Origin of the sequence: Cryobacterium sp. Y57, from assembly GCF_002929505.1 — a bacterium.
Classification (GTDB): Bacteria; Actinomycetota; Actinomycetes; order Actinomycetales; family Microbacteriaceae; genus Cryobacterium.
On the sequence record NZ_PJJL01000061.1, the window covers coordinates 66,652 to 84,109 of the forward strand.

At 63.6% G+C, this 17,458-nt stretch carries 15 protein-coding genes and 1 pseudogene; 9 read left to right on the top strand and 7 right to left on the bottom strand.

All coding sequences use genetic code 11. The annotated features are described in order from the left end of the window. Window position 1: 1 nt before the first annotated feature. Complete coding sequence (locus CXY72_RS06370; protein WP_104126854.1) at window positions 2–673, bottom strand: TetR/AcrR family transcriptional regulator; 672 nt, start codon at window positions 671–673, stop codon at window positions 2–4. A gap of 100 nt (window positions 674–773) precedes the next feature. After that, window positions 774–3,131, bottom strand: coding sequence for a trehalase-like domain-containing protein (locus tag CXY72_RS06375; RefSeq protein ID WP_104126855.1), 2,358 nt, complete (start codon window positions 3,129–3,131; stop codon window positions 774–776). Window positions 3,132–3,428: 297 nt separating this feature from the next. Here CXY72_RS06375 and CXY72_RS06380 point away from each other — a divergent pair, with 297 nt between their 5' ends. After that, window positions 3,429–4,439 carry a heparan-alpha-glucosaminide N-acetyltransferase domain-containing protein gene (locus tag CXY72_RS06380; RefSeq protein ID WP_104126856.1) on the top strand — a complete coding sequence of 337 codons (1,011 nt, stop codon included), beginning with the start codon at window positions 3,429–3,431 and terminating at the stop codon, window positions 4,437–4,439. Between the two features lie 95 nt (window positions 4,440–4,534). On the opposite strand, the gene CXY72_RS06385 is transcribed toward CXY72_RS06380, so the two are convergent. Next, a complete protein-coding gene (locus tag CXY72_RS06385) occupies window positions 4,535–5,305 on the bottom strand; it encodes a hypothetical protein (RefSeq protein WP_104126857.1) in 771 nt (256 codons plus the stop codon). Between the two features lie 237 nt (window positions 5,306–5,542). On the opposite strand from CXY72_RS06385, the gene CXY72_RS06390 reads away from it, so the two are divergent. The 5 genes from CXY72_RS06390 to CXY72_RS06410 all read left to right on the top strand — a co-directional run bounded on the left by CXY72_RS06390 (window position 5,543) and on the right by CXY72_RS06410 (window position 10,941). After that, window positions 5,543–6,280, top strand: coding sequence for a hypothetical protein (locus tag CXY72_RS06390; RefSeq protein WP_104126858.1), 738 nt, complete (start codon window positions 5,543–5,545; stop codon window positions 6,278–6,280). A 22-nt stretch (window positions 6,281–6,302) separates the two neighbouring features. Further along, window positions 6,303–6,836, top strand: coding sequence for an SRPBCC family protein (locus CXY72_RS06395; RefSeq protein ID WP_104126859.1), 534 nt, complete (start codon window positions 6,303–6,305; stop codon window positions 6,834–6,836). Window positions 6,837–6,935: 99 nt separating this feature from the next. Further along, window positions 6,936–8,264 carry a M20 family metallopeptidase gene (locus CXY72_RS06400; RefSeq protein ID WP_104126860.1) on the top strand — a complete coding sequence of 443 codons (1,329 nt, stop codon included), beginning with the start codon at window positions 6,936–6,938 and terminating at the stop codon, window positions 8,262–8,264. A 70-nt stretch (window positions 8,265–8,334) separates the two neighbouring features. Continuing rightward, window positions 8,335–9,906: an AbgT family transporter gene (locus tag CXY72_RS06405; protein WP_104126861.1), complete on the top strand. Its 1,572-nt coding sequence runs from the start codon at window positions 8,335–8,337 to the stop codon at window positions 9,904–9,906. A gap of 72 nt (window positions 9,907–9,978) precedes the next feature. After that, window positions 9,979–10,941: a RimK family alpha-L-glutamate ligase gene (locus CXY72_RS06410; protein WP_104126862.1), complete on the top strand. Its 963-nt coding sequence runs from the start codon at window positions 9,979–9,981 to the stop codon at window positions 10,939–10,941. A gap of 120 nt (window positions 10,942–11,061) precedes the next feature. Here CXY72_RS06410 and CXY72_RS06415 read toward each other — a convergent pair whose 3' ends face one another. After that, the gene (locus CXY72_RS06415; protein WP_104126863.1) at window positions 11,062–11,775 is read right to left on the bottom strand and encodes an EamA family transporter; all 714 of its coding nucleotides are present in this window, start codon (window positions 11,773–11,775) and stop codon (window positions 11,062–11,064) included. Between CXY72_RS06415 and CXY72_RS19225 the strand changes: the two genes are divergently transcribed. After that, window positions 11,766–12,002 carry a MarR family winged helix-turn-helix transcriptional regulator gene (locus CXY72_RS19225; protein ID WP_199183972.1) on the top strand — a complete coding sequence of 79 codons (237 nt, stop codon included), beginning with the start codon at window positions 11,766–11,768 and terminating at the stop codon, window positions 12,000–12,002. The genes CXY72_RS06415 and CXY72_RS19225 overlap by 10 nt on opposite strands. A 64-nt stretch (window positions 12,003–12,066) precedes the next feature. Here CXY72_RS19225 and CXY72_RS06420 read toward each other — a convergent pair whose 3' ends face one another. Continuing rightward, entirely contained in the window at window positions 12,067–12,735 is a 669-nt protein-coding gene (locus CXY72_RS06420; RefSeq protein ID WP_104126864.1) for a metalloregulator ArsR/SmtB family transcription factor, read from the bottom strand. Between the two features lie 101 nt (window positions 12,736–12,836). On the opposite strand from CXY72_RS06420, the gene CXY72_RS06425 reads away from it, so the two are divergent. Together CXY72_RS06425 and ribA are read left to right on the top strand one after the other, a co-directional pair. Further along, the gene (locus CXY72_RS06425) at window positions 12,837–14,066 is read left to right on the top strand and encodes an NAD(P)/FAD-dependent oxidoreductase (protein ID WP_104126865.1); all 1,230 of its coding nucleotides are present in this window, start codon (window positions 12,837–12,839) and stop codon (window positions 14,064–14,066) included. A gap of 95 nt (window positions 14,067–14,161) precedes the next feature. After that, window positions 14,162–14,758 (top strand): annotated as a pseudogene (gene ribA, locus CXY72_RS06430) (GTP cyclohydrolase II); the annotation flags it as partial. A 184-nt stretch (window positions 14,759–14,942) separates the two neighbouring features. On the opposite strand, the gene CXY72_RS06435 reads toward ribA, so the two are convergent. Then, window positions 14,943–15,863, bottom strand: a complete 921-nt coding sequence (locus CXY72_RS06435) for a Brp/Blh family beta-carotene 15,15'-dioxygenase (protein ID WP_158252505.1) — start codon at window positions 15,861–15,863, stop codon at window positions 14,943–14,945. A gap of 62 nt (window positions 15,864–15,925) precedes the next feature. Continuing rightward, window positions 15,926–17,179: a lycopene cyclase family protein gene (locus tag CXY72_RS06440; RefSeq protein WP_104126868.1), complete on the bottom strand. Its 1,254-nt coding sequence runs from the start codon at window positions 17,177–17,179 to the stop codon at window positions 15,926–15,928. Window positions 17,180–17,458 lie beyond the last annotated feature (279 nt).

The window sequence follows — 17,458 nt, forward strand, 5'->3', positions numbered from 1 at the left end:
TTCAGTTTTGTGTGGGTGATGCAACGCGAACAGGCGTTGCGCATAAGGTTTCAGGTTCGAGCAGCCAACCCGGCAGCAGGGCAACAAGCTGGTCGACGAGTTCGTCGTCAGAGACGTCGAGGTGACCGCGCATCCACGCACCAATCAGGGTGAGCGCGCCGCCAGCGACGTAAGTGGTGACCAACTTGGCGTTCACAGCGTCGTCAAATACGAGCACCGACTGCAGCATGCGGGTGGCGTAAGCCTCGATGATCTGGTCGTGCGCGCTGCGGGTGAGCGGCAACTCCAGCACGCTCGCGTACAGGGGAAAGTTTTCCACCATGTGCGCGACGAGGCGGGCATAGCCGAGGCGTGCGGTATTCTCACCGGTCCTCGGCCGCGGCAAGTCCAACCCCGCCGAGCCGATATCGGCGAACTGTGCCTGCAGCAGTTCGGCGGCGAGCACGTCGAGGCTCGCAAAATGCGCATAGAACGAGCTCCGGCTGATACCGGCCAGGCGCACGATCTCGGCGACCGAGACGGATGCCCCCGGCTGCGCGTTCAGGGTACGAATCGCCGTAAGAATGAGCTGCCTGGTGCGCTCAGCCCGAGGATCGTGGGTGAGCTTCGACTCAAGCTGAACATCTGACTGCACCTGAACCGCCTGCAGGCGCGGGTCAGTCAGTGAAGTCATTACATGACACTAACACTTTTCGGACACGTGTCCGAGATAAAGTACCGTTTCACGGCTGACTCGCGAAAAAGGACGCCCCGTCGCGAGTCAGCGGCACACCCTAGCGCCTGCGGTACTCGTCGAGCAGCTGCGCGCAGCGGATGAAACCGAGGTGTGAGTAAGCCTGCGGGTGGTTGCCGAGGTGGGTTTCGGTGGCCGGGTCGAATTCCTCGGACAACAATCCGGTCGGACCGACCAGGGAGATGAGCTGATCGAACAGTGCCTCAGCCTCGTCGATACGCCCGGTGAGCACATAGGCCTCGATCAGCCAGGTAGTGCAAATGTGAAAGCCACCCTCGAGGCCGGGCAGACCATCGTCATAGCGGTAGCGGAACACCGTCGGGCCCACGCGCAGTTCGCGCTCCACCGCACTCACGGTCAGCTGGAAGCGCTCGTCGGTCACGTCGAGCAGGCCAGACAGCCCGATGTGCAGCACGGCGGCGTCGAGGTCGGGGCTGTCGTAGGCCACGGTGTACGACTGGGCTTCCTCACTCCAGCCTTCGCGCAAGACCTCCTCGCGAATGGTGGCGGCAAGTTCGATCCAGCCCGTACCCACGTCGCGTCCGTGCCGCACCGCGGTACGGATGGCCCGGTCCACGGTCACCCAGCACATCGTCTTCGTATAGGTGTGGTGTCGCGGCGAGCGCCGGGCCTCCCAGATGCCGTGGTCGGGTTCGTGCCAGCGGCTCGTGACGGCGTCGACCATCTCGGTGAGCAGGTGCCACTGAAAGTCCGAGAGGATTCCCTGCCGGGCACTCAGGGTGTCGATGAGTTCGGCGACCGGCCCGAACACGTCGATCTGCACCTGATTGTCGGCGGCGTTCCCGATACGTACCGGGCGGGAGCCGGCATAGCCGGGCAGCGACTCGAGGCTTGCCTCGGTGGACAGCGACGATCCGGTGACCGAATAGAGCGGATGCAGCCACTGCGCGCCGGGACTGTCGTCCACGACCCCGGCCAGCCAGCGCAGAAACCCATCAGCCTCGGTGGTCGAACCGAGATCGACGAGCGCCTTGACCGTCATCGAACCGTCGCGCAGCCAGCAGTAGCGGTAGTCCCAGTTACGCGTGCCGCCGATTCCCTCAGGCAACGATGTCGTGGAAGCGGCGAGTACCGCTCCGGTCGGTTCGTAGCAGAGAGCGCGCAGGACGAGGGCTGAGCGGCCGACGAGTGAGGGCTTCACGCTCGGCAGCGACAATGAATTGACCCAGGCACGCGAGTCGTTCATGACCGCGCCGCGCCGCGCCGCTTCGCCGGAGGCATCCGCTGTGTACGGCTCGGTGTCGCCGCAGCGCAGGTTGAGCATGATCGCGCCCTGCGAGAGGTCGACGACGGCGGTGGCTGTTTCGTTGCGGCCGTCACTCGTGACCGTGAACTCGACGCCGGCCGCCGAGAGTACGATCGGGTCGGCGGTACCGGTGATGGTCACCAGACCGTCGGTCGCATGCATGTTGAAGAATGCGACGGCGTAGTCGGGCCGCGGCGCGAACACGATGCGGGCCAGCCCCGTGCCGGTGAGCTTGCGTACGAGGTTGGTGATGCCGAGTGGGGACGGCTCGATGTAATCGGTGACGGTCACGTCGGCCCAGCGGGTTTCAACGATCATGGTGTTGTCGACGTAGCGCTGGCCCAGCACCCGGCTCTTCTTGACCGGTTCGATCGAGAAGTGTCCGGCTTCTTCGCTACCGAGGATACTCGCGAACAACGAACCAGAATCAGGCAGCGGATGCGTCATCCAACAGATGCGCGCCTCCGGCGTCACGAGGGCGGTCGAGGTGCCGTCGCCGATCATGGAGTGGCGTTCAATGGCGACGACGTGCTGACCGAACAGCCAGTCCTTGCGCAGCTCGAACAGCAGGGCCAGAATCTGGGCGAGCTTTTCGGGGCCGCTGATGCGGTGAGCAGCGACGGATTCGTCGTCGCCGATACGAATGCCGAGGTCGGGGCCGTGCAAGGTGTTCATGGCCAATTCGTCGCTTGCAGCATCGCCGGCGAAGAATGCGGCGCTGACGCCGAGACGGGTGCGTAGCCGGTCGAGCGCGATGCCGGAATCCTGAGACGCATCGGAGGGCTCGGGGGCGTCAAAAAATTCCGAGTCGAATTCGGCTCCGTTCGACCCGACCAAGTGCACCTCCCGGGGCAGCCGGGAATCTGCGGCCAGGTCGCGCAGCGGGCGCCCCGACATGACGGCCGTATGGGTGTTGGGCAGGGCGGCGAGGGCGCGCAGGGCGGTCGCAGACTCGGCCAACAGCACGGACGGCACGTTCGAAGCAACGTGATGGGACAGTGTGCCTCCGTAGTTGCATGCCACGAGCAGAGACGGGGTGCGCGCGAGTTGTTGCAGATCCTGCAGGATCTCGCTTGACAGCCCCGTCAATGTGCGTGGGAGGTTCTTGGAAAGATTCATGCGATGGGGCATATGGAGGTTCCTTGCAGGAGGGCATCGACCGTCAAACCAGTTGCTAGACATTGGCGACGTTACCATTTGCCGCAGGCCGGTCTGCGGGCGACCCGTCTTCTGGCTGGGTGTTGTCAGAATCAGGCGGCCCCGCACCCACTCGCCGTCTACCCCTGTCCGATATCGGCTCGCGGCACGCGTTTGCGCTCGCGGCACTCCTACCAAGGGACGCCGCGAACCGGAACGCGTGCCGCGACGACCCGCGGTCTCGGGCAACCTCAGCGCGAACCTGCCCGGATGAACCCGTAGCCTGTTTTCATGCACAACAGGGCCGACGCGAGCGAACGGATCGTCGCCATCGACATCGCCAGGGGACTGGCGATCATCGGCATGTTCGTGGCGCATGCCATCCCGCGCCTGGGCGACGCCGAGCTATTGGCCGACGGGCGATCCTCCATTTTGTTCGCGACCCTGGCCGGGGTATCGCTCGGCATCATGACCGGGTCACAGCATCCGCTCGCGCACGGCCAGCGTTCCCAGCGTGTGACCGGCATCGTGGTGCGCGCGCTCGTCCTGTTTCTGCTCGGCATCGTGTTGGCCAGCTTGCAGAGCGGCGTTGCCGTCATCCTGCACTTCTACGCCCTCATGTTTCTGCTGCTGATTCCACTGCTTTTTCTGCAGCGGTGGCTGATAGCCCTGGTCGGCGTCGTCTTTCTGTTCGGTGCACCGTTGCTGGGTGCCGCCCAGGGCGAAGTGGATGCCGCCCGGCCGCCGCTCGCCTACCTGGTCGACTATTTCTTTCTCAATGGCACCTACCCGGTGCTCATCTGGATGCCGTTTCTGCTGGCCGGGCTCATGATTGCGCGCTCCGATCTGGGCGGTGCGAAAACCCAGGTAGCCCTCGTCGGTGCCGGAACAGCAGCGGCGGTCGCCGGCTACAGCGCGGCCATCGTGCTCCCCGGGGTCAACGCCGCGGCCCATTCCGGATCGATCGCCGAGGTGATCGGTTCCGGCGGGGTCGCGGTCGCACTCCTTGGAGCGTTGCTCTGGCTCACCGCTGTTCGGCGACGGTCTGTGGGGCGTGCGCTGCGCGTGATCCTCTGGCCGGTGGCGGCGACCGGCCAGATGGCGCTGACCGTCTACACCCTGCAGATTCTCGCCCTGGCCGTTATCGCCGGCAGCGCCGAAATCGACTATCCCGGCTGGCCGCTACTCATTGGGATGCTGCTCATCACCTTCATCGGCGCCAGCCTGTGGCGGTATTTTCTCGGCAAGGGCCCCCTGGAACGCTTGCTCGCCGCGCTGGCCCGGGCGCCACGCTTTCGCTAGCGGCGCGCTGCTGCGTGTGACACGGATGCCCGCCCTCAGCCTGACGGTCAGTGCGCCAGATCGAAAATGACCAGCCACACACTATCGACTGCGGTTCAGTGGATGCCGCCCATGCGCTCCAGCGCCGCCCGCATGATCTGCGCTTCGGGTGTCGGGGCCACGTGGTGGTTCGTGTAGATGCCGACGAGCCACTCCAGAACCTCGTCTTCGCTCATGGCTACAGCGTTCCAGTCCACCCCCGGCTCGGCGGCCGTTCGCGGCTCGCCGGTCTCCAAGTCGAGCCAGGCGCGGGCGATCGGCATGTCGGGGTCGTCGTTGTTCACGTTCCAGAGCAGGGCGATCGGGTGGTTATCCCCCTCGACATGCTCGTGGTCGACGCGCCCGGAGCCGAGCCACGGCAGCGTCAGCAGCTCGCCGACGATTCCGACTTCAATGAGTTCGAGCTGGGTCGGTTCAGTCTCGGGTACGTAGAGTGTGAACCCCTGCTCGAACCACTCGGCGGCTTCAAAGATCGAGTCGAGCAGTTCATCGAGGGCGTCGATCTCCTGCACCAGGATGAGCGCCCACTCGAGTAATTTTTCGGTCTGATCGGCCGGCCACGGGCTCTCGAACGGGTCGCTCGTTCCGTGGTAGTGAAAGCTGGGGCCGGCCTCGTCGAGCAGCACGTGCAGCTGGCCACTGTCGAAGTCGATCGACAGGTTGAGCGCCCCGCCCTCGTCGTCGCGGTCGGCGAACAGGTCGGGGTGCGCCAGCTCCGCCGGTAGGGTGACGGCCGCGGCGAGCCGGGGGCCCAGATCGAGAACGACGCGAAACTGGATGGTCGGCAGGCGCAGGGTTTCATCCTGCTCGAAGTGCTGGTCTGACATACCCAAAGTTTATCGACCACGGGATGCTCTCCCAGCAGCATGCGGTCTGGCCGCACTTCCGTTGATAGGGGTGACGAGTCAAACAGTCCGGTGCACGTTCGCTCACGCGCCGCCCAATACTGGTTGAGCGGATGCCACGCCAGCCGAAGCGCATTCGAGGTTTTCTGGAGACTTCCGTTCTAGTCCCCCTCGTCAGGTCGATCTCAGTCGTGTGCGGCACTGGCCTAGGGTGGACGCATGGACGCCGACATCAACTTCTACTTCGACCCGGTTTGCCCGTTTGCGTGGATGACCAGCAAGTGGGTGCGACAGGTGCAAAAGCAGCGCGACTACACCGTGGACTGGCGGTTCATTTCGTTGCGCCTGATTAATGCCCGGGTCGACTACGACGCGCACTTTCCTCCCGAGTACGAGGCTGGTCACACCGCCGGGCTCCGGCTCCTGCGGGTTGCCGCCCGAACGCGAGCGGAGCACGGACGCGAGGCGATAGCGCCGCTGTACGCCGCATTCGGGACCCACATCTTCGACACTGCCCCCGGCCCGGACGACCAGCGGACCGAGGGCGAGGTGCGTGAAATCCGCGGGACGCGTGAGTTCGTGGAGCCGATCCTCGCCGAGGCGGGCCTGCCGCTCAAGCTGGCGGAAGCTCTCGATGACGAATCATGGGACCGGGAGATCCAGCAGGACACAGACGAGGCGCTCGCGCTGACGGGAAAAGACGTGGGCACACCCATCATCCACTTCGAGCCGCCCGCCGGTGTCGCCTTCTTCGGGCCGGTGATCAGCCGGTTGCCCCATGAGGACGCAGCGGTCGAGTTGTGGGACCACGTGGTCGCTCTGGCACGCTTCCCGGGTTTTGCCGAACTCAAACGCAGCCTGCGCGAGCAACCACAGCTGGCCGCGTTCGGAGTCGACACGGACACGGCCGGAAAGCAGGAGGACTGGCACGGCGGCAGTCGGCGGCAGAAGAGGTGACCCCGTTCGTTAGGGTGAACGCATGAGTGAGACACGCATCCTCAGCCACCAGGAGTCGGTCATCGTCGAGGCGTCAGCCACGTTTCTCTACGACCTGCTCTCCGACATCACCCGCACCGGCGAGTGGAGCCCGGTCTGCACGTCGTGCTGGTGGGACGACGAGGCCGAGGCCGGTCGGGTCGGTGCCTGGTTCACCGGGCGCAACGAGCTCCCGCACCGGACCTGGCAGACCCGGTCTGAGGTGGTGAGGGCAGAGCGCGGTCACGAATTCGCCTGGGTGGTGGGCGGCAGCTTCGTCCGCTGGAGCTTCAGCTTCACTGCTCCCGAGAACGGGACAGAGACCGGGACAGAGAACGGGACCGGGACCATGCTCACCGAGTCGTGGGATTTCCTGCCGGACGGGATCGCCATGTTCGAGGAGAAATTCGGCGAAGACGCACACGCGCAGATCACCGACCGCACCCAGCAAGCCCTCGAGGGCATCCCGAAAACCCTCCGCGCGATCAAGCGGATCGCCGAGGTTTCCAGGGGCTCAGGGGAGCGGGCGCTGGCATGATCGGGCTCGTCCTTGGTCATGCCCCTCGCACCGGTCCTAAAGATGACGGCATGGGTCAGCACGGCGACACCGGGTAGTCTCCCTGTCTAGGGTGGATATATGAGCCATTCCATTGTGCCGAGCACCACGTATCTGCAGAAGCTTCAGGCCGAAACCGCCCGCAGGATACAGACCTATGAGTCGGTGCCGTCGCCTTTCTCCGGGGCCGCGGAGGAACTCGTTAGCGCAGTCGAAAGCCAGGTAGAGGCGCTGGCCCCAGACCTCAACGACGTCGTTCACACCCTGCACGCCGACCCGGAGATCGCCTTCGCCGAGCGTCGAAGCGCCGCCTATCTGGTGGACCTGCTCGGTCGCTATGGGATAGACGCGCGGCTCGGCGTGCACGGACTCGACACGGCGATCCGCGCCGAGATCGGCTCAGCCGACGGACCGGCCATCGCAATTCTCAGCGAGTATGACGCCTTGCCCGATGTCGGGCACGGCTGCGGGCATAACGTGATCGCCGCCACGGGAGTCGGCGCTTTTCTCGCACTGGCCAACACTCTCAAGGAGAATCCCCACGCATTCAGAGGCCGGGTGGTCTTCCTGGGCACTCCCGCCGAGGAAGGCTTTTCCGGCAAAGAAGTAATGGCCAGGGATGGCGCCTTCGATGGCGTCGACGCCGCAATTATGGTGCACCCGTACGGCTACGACCTCGCCGATCAGGTGTGGCTCGGTCGGCGCGTGCTCACCGTGACGTTCACGGGCGTCGCAGCGCACGCATCCGCTCAACCGTTTATGGGTCGCAACGCGCTCGACGCCGCAACCCTGGCGTACCAGGCCGTTGGTTTGCTGCGCCAACAGCTGCCGCCGGTAGACCGCGTGCACGCTGTAATCAGTGAGGGGGGAACACGGCCGAGCATCATTCCCGAGCGCGCAGTACTCAAGCTCTACGCCCGTTCCAAGTTCGCGGACACGCTCAAAGACCTCAGCGTGCGACTGGATGACATCGCACGCGGCGCGGCATTGATGACGGGAACGAGCGTTGAGATCGACTGGGACGAGCACGCCCCGTCACTTCCCGTGCGCACGAACAGCGCGCTCACCGGTCGCTGGGTCGCCGCCCAGCAGCGCCGCGGGCGCCAGCCACTCCCGCTTGGCGTGGTGTCGGAAACCATCGCAGCGTCCACCGACTTCGGCAACGTGAGCCATCGCATCCCCGGCATCCACCCACTGATCAAGATTGCGGCATCCGACGTTGCCCTGCACACCCGCGAATTCGCGGCGGCCGCCGCAACGGATGCCGCAGAGTCGGGCGCGCTCGACGGCGCCTGCGGTCTCGCCTTCACCGCCCTGGATTTTCTCTGCGACGCCGAATTGCGACGCAGCGTGGCCGCAGAGTTCGCGGAGCAGGGCGGCGCCATCGATGTGCCGCACTTCTTCGACTGACGCCTCACCGGGCTCTGTCCGACTCTGCCCACACCGATCGTTTCGTTCCCTCCGACGCAAGGTAGTCCCCATGTCTCCAGCACAGACCCTCACTCGGCGTACCGTTCTGATCGACCGTGTCCTCGGCGGAATCGAACGCGTCGGCAACAAGCTGCCCGACCCGTTCATGCTCTTCCTCCTGTTGTTCGCAATCACGGCGGTGGCGTCGACTGCCATGGCCTGGGCCAACGTCACGGTGCAGTTGCCTGGGACCGACGAGATCACCGTGATCAAGGGCTTCTTCACCGCCGAGGGGCTCACGTGGTTCACCCAGAACATTGGGGTCAACTACCTGGGCTTCCCGCCGCTGGCAACGGTGCTCCCCATCCTGCTCGCGGTTGGTGTTGCCGAGAAGTCCGGCCTGCTCGCCGCGCTGATCCGTAAGGCTTTCGGTTCGGCGCCGCGCTGGTCGCTGCCCTACGCCGTGGCGTTCGTGGGGGTCGTGGGGTCGATCATGTCGGATGCGGCATTCGTGGTGATCCCGCCGCTTGCAGCCCTGGTGTTCAAGGCCGCCGGCCGGCATCCCGTCGCCGGGCTGCTCGGCGGGTTTGCCGCCGTGGGTGCCGGGTACTCCACCTCGCTGTTCGTGACAAGCCTCGACGCCCTATTCGCGGGGATCACCACGTCGGTCACCCAGAACCTACCCAATGCCGGTTCCGTTGTGACCCCGATTTCGAACTACTTCTTCAATGTGGTCTCCGCGCTCGTACTCATCGCCCTGGCCGGCTTCATGATCGACAAAATCCTCGAACCGCGTCTTGGCCGCCAAGGGATCTCGCGCGAGGAGATCAACGACGACGACGTGTCGGGTCCCGCCGCGATGAGCACGCGGCTCACGGACATCGAGAATCGCGGCCTGTTCTGGGCGTTCGTGGCGGGCGTCGTCGTCGCCGGAGTGATCCTCGTCGGCGTGCTCCTTCCGGAATCCCCGTGGCGAAACGAAGATGGTGGCTTCCTGCCTCGCTCGCCCCTGTTGAGCTCGATCGTGTTCATCGTTTTCGCCACGTTCGTGATTCCGGGGCTGGTGTACGGCAAGATCACCGGAACCATCGCCAGGGGCAGTGACGTACCCCGCGTGATGGGGCACGCCATTAAGGACATGAGCGGATTCCTCGTGCTCGCGTTCATCCTCGGCCAGTTCGTCGCCCTGTTCAATTTCTCCGGAATCGGAAGCTGGCTGGCTGTTGCCGGAGCCGGGGGGCTTGAGTCCATCGGCCTCACTGGATTTTCGGCCGTCGTTGCCTTCGTTCTGCTCGCGTCGCTGCTGAACCTTTTCATCATTTCCGGTTCGGCCATGTGGACGCTGATGGCCGCCGTGTTCGTGCCGCTGTTCGTCTTACTGGGCTATGAGCCCGCGTTCATCCAGGGTGCTTTCCGGGTCGGAGATTCGGCTACCCAGGTACTCACACCCCTCAATCCGTACATGATCGTGCTCCTCACGATGCTGCGCAAATACGAGCCACAGGCGGGGCTCGGCACCATAATCGCCCGCATGCTGCCCTTCGCAGTCACGTTCTGGCTCGCCTGGGTAGCCGTGCTGAGTGTCTTCTTCTTTTTCGACCTCCCGATGGGTCCGGGCAACGGCATCATGATCCCGCAGTAGTGACGACGCAAGACCCAAGGAATACCCCGCGCCGGGGCCTCCTTAAGTTCAGTGCAACCCGAAAGGATTTTCATGACTGTTAGCCAGCCCACGATCTATGCCCTGCACGAGAACCCCGAATGGTTTCCGCCGTTCGCCCGGGCCTTTGAAGCAGAGGGCATGGAGGTGAAGGAATGGCTGCTCACCGACGGCGTTCTCGACCTGGATTCGGTACCACCGGAGGGAATCTTCTGGTCGCGCATCAGCGCATCCGCTCACACGCGTGACCATGGAAAGTCGAAAGACTACGCCCGCGCCGTGTTGGCCTGGCTCGAGGCCCATGGCCGCCGCACGGTGAACGGCCGACGCGTGCTCGAGCTTGAGATGAGTAAAGTCGAGCAGCTGGTCGCTCTCAAAGCCGCTGGAATCGACACCCCGCGGACCGTGGCGGCGGTGGGCCGCGAGCAAATCCTCGCCGCCGCACGCGACTTTCCCGCCCCGTTCATGACTAAGCATAATCAGGGCGGCAAGGGTCTGGGCGTGCGCAAGTTCACGAGCCACGAAGAGCTCGCCGAGTACGTTGCGTCCGACGAGTTCGAGGAGCCGCAAGATGGCATCACACTGATTCAGGAATACATCCAGGCTGCGGAACCGTTCATCACCAGAGCCGAGATCGTCGGCGGCGAGTTCATCTACGCCGTCAAGGCCGACACCGCGCGCGGCGGCTTCCAGCTGTGCCCAGCGGATGCCTGCGCCATCGACCCGATCACGCGCGAACTGATCATGCCTCCCGGCGCCACCATCGCCCCCGAAGCCGGTCAGCAGCTGTTCAGCCTGCGCGAAGACTTCGACCACTCGATTATCGAGAAATACCTCGAGTTCGCGCGCCGGAACGGGTTGGAAGTGTGCGGTATCGAGTTCATCGAAGCCGAAGACGGACGAGTGCTCACCTACGATGTGAACACCAACACGAACTACAACGCGGTCGTTGAGGCCGAGGCGCTTCATTCGGCACCACGTGTCTTGGCGCGGTACCTCAAAAACCTCGCAGTCTGAGTATTGGGCGGCCGGTCCGGGGATAGCTCACCAAACGGGTAACGTCGCACGTCAGTCTGCGCTCCCACGGACCTCTCGAACGGTGGGCCTCGTCAAATGCGGATCTGCTGGGGATAGAAATCAGCATGACCGCAGCACGAGAGGTGTGCGCCGGGAAACGATGGCGACGGAGATTGAGCTGAGAACGATGACGATTCCGGCTATCTGCATTGAGGTGAGGTTTTCGCCGGCGATTATCCAGCCGAGGTGGATGGCCACGACGGGGCTGAGTAAGCCAAGAAAAGCCGTGGTGCTTGCCGCAAGCTGTGCGATTCCACGAAACCACATGACGTAGGCGAACGCGGTGCCGATGACCGACAGATAGGTGTATCCAACAACGTTCAGCGGTGTCAGGGGAGCAACGGGAAGGCCCTCGATCACGAGCATGAGGAGCAGGAGGGAGAGGCCTCCTGCGATGAGCTGCCATGCAGTGGTCGTGAGTGGGGGCGCGGGCTGTCCCCACTTTTTGGTGAGCACGATCCCGGATGCCATGGAGAGGGTTCCGTCAATAGCGGCCAGGAGACCGATGGCGTCGAGGCGGGCTTGGGCCTGGAGCACAATGAGGCACACGCCGAATAGGCCGGTAGCGCCGGCGATGACCACCCGGCCCGTCAAACGCTGGTGGAGAACGCGGCTGGCCAGAAGGGCGATGACCAGTGGCTGAATACCGCCCATGATTGCGGCCACACCGCCCGGGAGTGGGTAGGCCGCAATGAAAAGCAACGCAAAGAACGCTGCGATGTTGAGAATGCCCAGGACCCAGGATTTCCACCACCATGCGCCGCGTGGTAGCAAACAAGCTGGAGAATCGCGGGCTTGTCACGCGCCAGGCAAACCCCGGTGACGGTCGCGGTAAACTCGTCGCGCTCACCGATGCGGGAAGAGCTCTCATCGAGACGGTATTACCGCATCACCTCGAAACTGAGCTTGGCATCATTGCCGCGCTCAGCGCTGAGGAGCAGACCGTGCTCGCGGACCTCCTCCAACGACTCAGTACCGCCGCCAGTATTGGCATGAGGTGAGCGCCTGGCCGATGATGCGGGCCGCGTCGGTGAACGCTCGGGGTGTGCGCCGGGGGTCTTTCAGCTACTCGGCAGTCCGGGCGATACGCACGCAGCAATATCCGTCTTTCGGCGCAAATTGCACCTTGCGCGCGCGCTCCCCCGCACCCTCCGCGACCCCTTCCAGCAAGGCGAGGTTGGCCGCGCAGATGGTCTCGGTGTGACTCTTCGCCAGCTGGTGGAATGGGCAGTTGTGAAGAAGCAATCCGCCATCACCATCGTCCACAGGCTCATATCCGGTTGACTGCAGCACCGCATCCAATGAGCCGGTACTCGTACCCAATGCACGACCGTGTTCTTCGGACACCCGAGCGAGCGACTCCTGGGCGGGTTCCCCGGTGCGATCAGATTGCTCGATGGCAGAAATCAACAGCTCTCCCGCCAGAGCGTAGTGTCGGTCCGGAACGGACACGACGATTTCGTTGACCGCACGACGGTACAGCTTGGCCGGCCGTCCAGCGCCAGGACCAGTTCGGCCGGTGCGGCGCTGGAATCCGGTGTCCAACAGCCCGCATCGAGCAAGTCTCTCCAAGTGAAACGCCACCGTCCCGCGCGGAACGCCCAGCGTCTCAGCCGCCTCATCACGGCCCATCGGCGTGGCGCTTTGAGAGACAAGATCGAACAAAGCCCGACGTAGCGGGTCGCTGAGCGACGCTATCGCGGATATGTCGTCCGACCGTGATTGTTCGTTCATAGTGATGATCGTAACTCTAAAACAAAGTATCTTGACAAAAGAAACGGAAGGCTCCTAAAGTTGGGCTACGAAGCTCGCCAGCAGACCAGTAAAGAGGAAACATGCCGGATTCTCAGAGTTATGTCATCGTCGGAGCAGGGCTCGCTGGTGCGTCCGCTGCCAGGACGCTGCGCGAAGAGGGCTTCACCGGGCCGATCCAACTGATCGGCGCCGAAGCGCACCGGCCCTATATCCGCCCCCCGCTCTCGAAGGACTACCTCAGCGGATCCAGTGACCGCGACTCTGTATTCGTAGATCCCGAGGACTGGTATGCGGAACATGACGTCGACTTAATCCTCGACAGTTCTGTTGCCCGCATCGATGCCCCCCGCCAGCTCATCCACACCGCCGCCGGTGAGGCCATCGCGTACAACAAGCTGTTGCTCACCACGGGCTCGTCACCTCGCCGCCTGTCGATTCCCGGGGCAGACCTTGACGGGGTGCGCTATCTGCGTACCCTCGATGACTCCGACACGCTGCGCCCTTTGCTTGCGGGCGGAAGCCTGCGTCTTGTCTTGATCGGCTCGGGCTGGATTGGCATGGAGGTAGCTGCGACGGCACGCACCCTCGGAAACGACGTGACAATTCTCGAACGCGACCCGATCCCTTTGGCGAACGCGCTCGGCGACGAACTCGGCCAAATGTTCGCCGATCTCCACGAACAAAACGGCGTCATTTTGCGACGTTCGGTGTCCGTTGACCGTGTTCTCGGAGAGGACGGCCGAGCTACCGCTGTGAAACTCACCAGTGGAGAGGTCATTCCAGCAGACCTCGTCTTGGTCGGCATTGGTGCCACGCCCAACGTCGAGCTGGCCGACTCAGCGGGGCTAACGATCGATAACGGTGTCTCCGTCGATGCATCCCTTCGCACGAGCGACCCGGCAATCTACGCAGCGGGTGACGTTGCCAATGCCTACCATCCTGTGGCGAAGTTGCGACTGCGCAGCGAACACTGGGCCAACGCTTTGAATGGTGGAAAGGCTGCGGCCCGGTCGATGCTCGGCCAGAAGGTGTCCTTCGACGACATCCCCTACTTCTACACCGACCAGTTCGACGTCGGAATGGAGTACTCCGGGTTCGGGCCCCTAACTCGGGGCGCTGACGTGGTGTATCGAGGCGACCGAACTGGTCGCGAATTCATCGCCTTCTGGGTCGCGGGCGGAAAAGTTGTGGCGGGGATGAACGTGAATGTCTGGGACGTCAACGAAGCCGTGCAAGGCATTATCCGGCGCGGCAACCAGGTCGATCGCGCCAGGCTCACGGATGCCGCTGTGCCACTGGAATCGCTGTGATCATGGCTGAAACATGTTTTAGTATCAACCCTTCGGGGGCACGCACCGCGGCACTCTCGGCGAAGGTAGTCGGTACCGGCGTCATTCCTGCCATCGAGATGTCTGGTGTCACGTTTGAGGTCGAAACGACCGTCCCGACCAAGCACGGCATTTTCCAGTTCCGCGCCTACCGCGACCTCGTCACCGGCAGCGAACATCTCGCGATCGTGTCCGGCACACCAACCGACGGCTGCCTCGTTCGTGTGCACTCGGAATGTCTCACAGGTGAGGTCTTTGAATCTCAGAAATGTGAATGCGGCCCCCAACTCGACTCCGCCCTCGACACGATCAATCAGTATGGCGGTGTCGTGATCTACATGCGCGGCCACGAGGGCCGCGGCATCGGACTCGTCAACAAACTCAAGGCCTACCGACTGCAAGAAGCCGGCTTAGACACGCTCGACGCGAACCTCGCGCTCGGCCTTCCCGGGGATGGCCGTGATTATTCCGCCGCGGCTGCCATCCTTCACAACCTCCGGCTGCAGGCGGTGCGCCTCCTCACCAACAACCCGGACAAGGTCGACCAGCTCACCGCGCACGGGATCACCGTCCTCGAGCGCGTATCACTTACAGCAGGTGCCCATCCGGCCAACTCCGAGTATCTCCGCACCAAACGTGATCGCATGGGACATCTCCTTCAACACGCGCTCTGATCCTGAAATGCAAGACCCGCCGGGCATCGTCTACTCATCACCCGGGCGGTCAATAAGTCCGAAACAATTTCGCACGGATACTGATGTAGATGTTAAAGACACCACTGCGCAAGATTTCCACGCCAGTAGAGCTGCCCGCGAATTACGCATGGTTTGTGTCTAGTAGCGTTTCATGTCCACCATCTCAATCAATGACTTTCCGGAGACTGGTGGCGCGGCCACCCGCCAAACGATCGGATACTCTCAACGCCCGTCGGTGACGGTTTTCCTGAGTGACTACGATCATGTGCGGCACGGTTAGTCCCGCCAAACCGATGAACACTACCTGCAGAATCTGCTCACTCAGGGCTCCGTCGGGGCCGAGCCAGAACAGCACTGCGCTCACGACAAGGATGGGCACCACGGTGTAAACCATCACCATCAGGGCCGACAGCCGTCCACCATCACGTTCGGCGTGGAACCCCGCCTTGAGGTGCCGAAAACTGTGCAGTGCGCAGAAATACAGCAGAAAGAAAACGAGCGGATCTGTTGCCAGCGCGAGCATGGTCGCAAGCAGAATTTCAATGCTCTCGTGCGCTCGACGTCGCAGGGCAACCAGGGCCGCGATCAGCAAGCTGACCAGGGCGAGCGGCCCAAGCCACTCTTGCACGTTGGCTACTATCGCGCCTCCGTCTCCGGCCAGCACCACGTAAGCGGCACTCACCTGCGCGGGATGCGACAGCGCCGGGACAGTGAGCAGTCCGAAGCCGGCAAGAAACCGCAGCCAAAACGCCCGGTCGGCATTCCAATCAGACCCAAAGTGCAGAGCAGACACGAGCAGGAACGTAACCAGGCTGGCCACCGGAGCGATCAACCAAAGCAACACAACGCCGACCACGACGAGAATGTACGCCAGGTTGAACCCGGCGAAGCCCAGCGGGGTGCGCCACAGTCCGACACGGCGCGCGATCAGCGGATCGAGGGCGCCGTGGGGCAGGCCCAGAATTCCGACCAGCACCCCGAGGAGCACGACCTGAATCGTGAGCGAGGGCAGCGGCAGGCCCAACCCGAGCACGACCAAGGTGACCAGGGCGAGGGTGGCGAACACCACCGTCTCGATGGGCACCCGACGCCACCGCGGCCTGACGCTGGCGGTCCCCTCAGGAGACGGAGCTGTTTGGCCGGTCATCACTGCTCGCTCGTGCTCGTGCTCGTGCTGGTGCTTGTGCTGGTGCTGGTGCTTGTGCTGGTGCTTGTGCTTGGCCGTGCAATGACGGCCGCGACGACCGGCACGGCCGGTGCCGGGCTGAACACGGTAGGCGCAACCAGCTGGGCGATGAAGGGGCTCCACGGCAAGCTGGAGATGATGCGCGCGTAGTCCGCGGCCCGCGCACCGTCACTGAGGAAACGCACCAGTGCGGCCGGGGGAACGCCGCGGGCGAGGGCGAGAAAATACTCTGCGGTGCGTTCCGGGTGCGCCCGAACAGCCTGCAGAAAAATGCGATCGAAGGTGCGTCGCAGTCGCGGTTCTTCCGGATGCCCCACGGCTTCCCGCCCCGCGAGCAGGCGTTCCGTACACAGCTGCGACCAACGTGCAATGCGCAAGAACCCGTAGCCCGAAGCAGCCCGCAGCGCACCGCCAGCGTTGCCAGCATGCACCACGCCAGTGATTGGCGGCGCGGCCTGGCGGCCCAGTCCCATAGCGAGCACGCCGCCCTCGCTTCGCACTCGGTTGGCGTCAGCCAAGCCGAGCCCGGCAAGCACCTGATCCAGCTCTAGGACCAGGCGGTCCCGGTCGATCGGCGCCGTACCGAACCGCGTCCACTCCACGATCGCGCGGTTCGGTCCCAGCGGCAAGGCATACACAAAACCCAAGCCCTCGGCGTCGGACGCGAGGGACCCCATCAGCGTCACTTCGCCAGGGTCGAACGGCAGCGGACAGTCACGTTCCAGTTCGAGTCCCACGAAACTCTGGTACAGCATCGTCGCCGCAGCGCAGGGCCGGGTATCAATCACCTGACGCGCCAACAGTGTGCCCGCGCTGGACTCCACCCGAACGCCGCCCGAAACCGCCGTAACCGTGCCGGCACTCACCCCGAGACATAGCTCGACGCGCGGCGACTCGGCAATGTCGGCCTGCGCGCTCGCGTAGAAATCGCTGCCCCGAACGTACTGATAGGCCAGTCCGGGCACCTGGTGCCGAACGGTCAAGCCCGCCGCATCGGAAAAAGTCCATGTTTTCCAACGTCGCGAGACCAAATGTGACAGATCATGCTGTTCCGGTCGCCAAAAACACCAGCTGCGATCGTCTCGATAGGCCGTGCGAGGTTCCAGCAGCACGACGCGCGGGCCGGAACGCTCCCGAGCTAACCGGGCCGCCAAAGTGAGCCCGGCCAAGCCCGCGCCCAGTATCACGAGGTCAGCGTCCACTTCATGAATCATCCGACTCCTTTGCACTCGATCTCGGGCAATGGTGCGGATCGGGTGATTTACAAAAATAGCCTAGCGAGAAAGCCGAAACTGATCAGCATTTCCCGGAATCGGTCTCGAATTTGCTGGCAAAACCTTGTCGGCCGGAGTATGTTTTGGTACATAACTTGGTTAGCTATATTTTTCGACTCAATCGCCGTCATTTCGGCAAATGCTCGTGGACAGTAGAGGACATCGTGATACCTGACTCCCTAACCCAGACCCAGTACGGCACCATCTACAACGTATTCT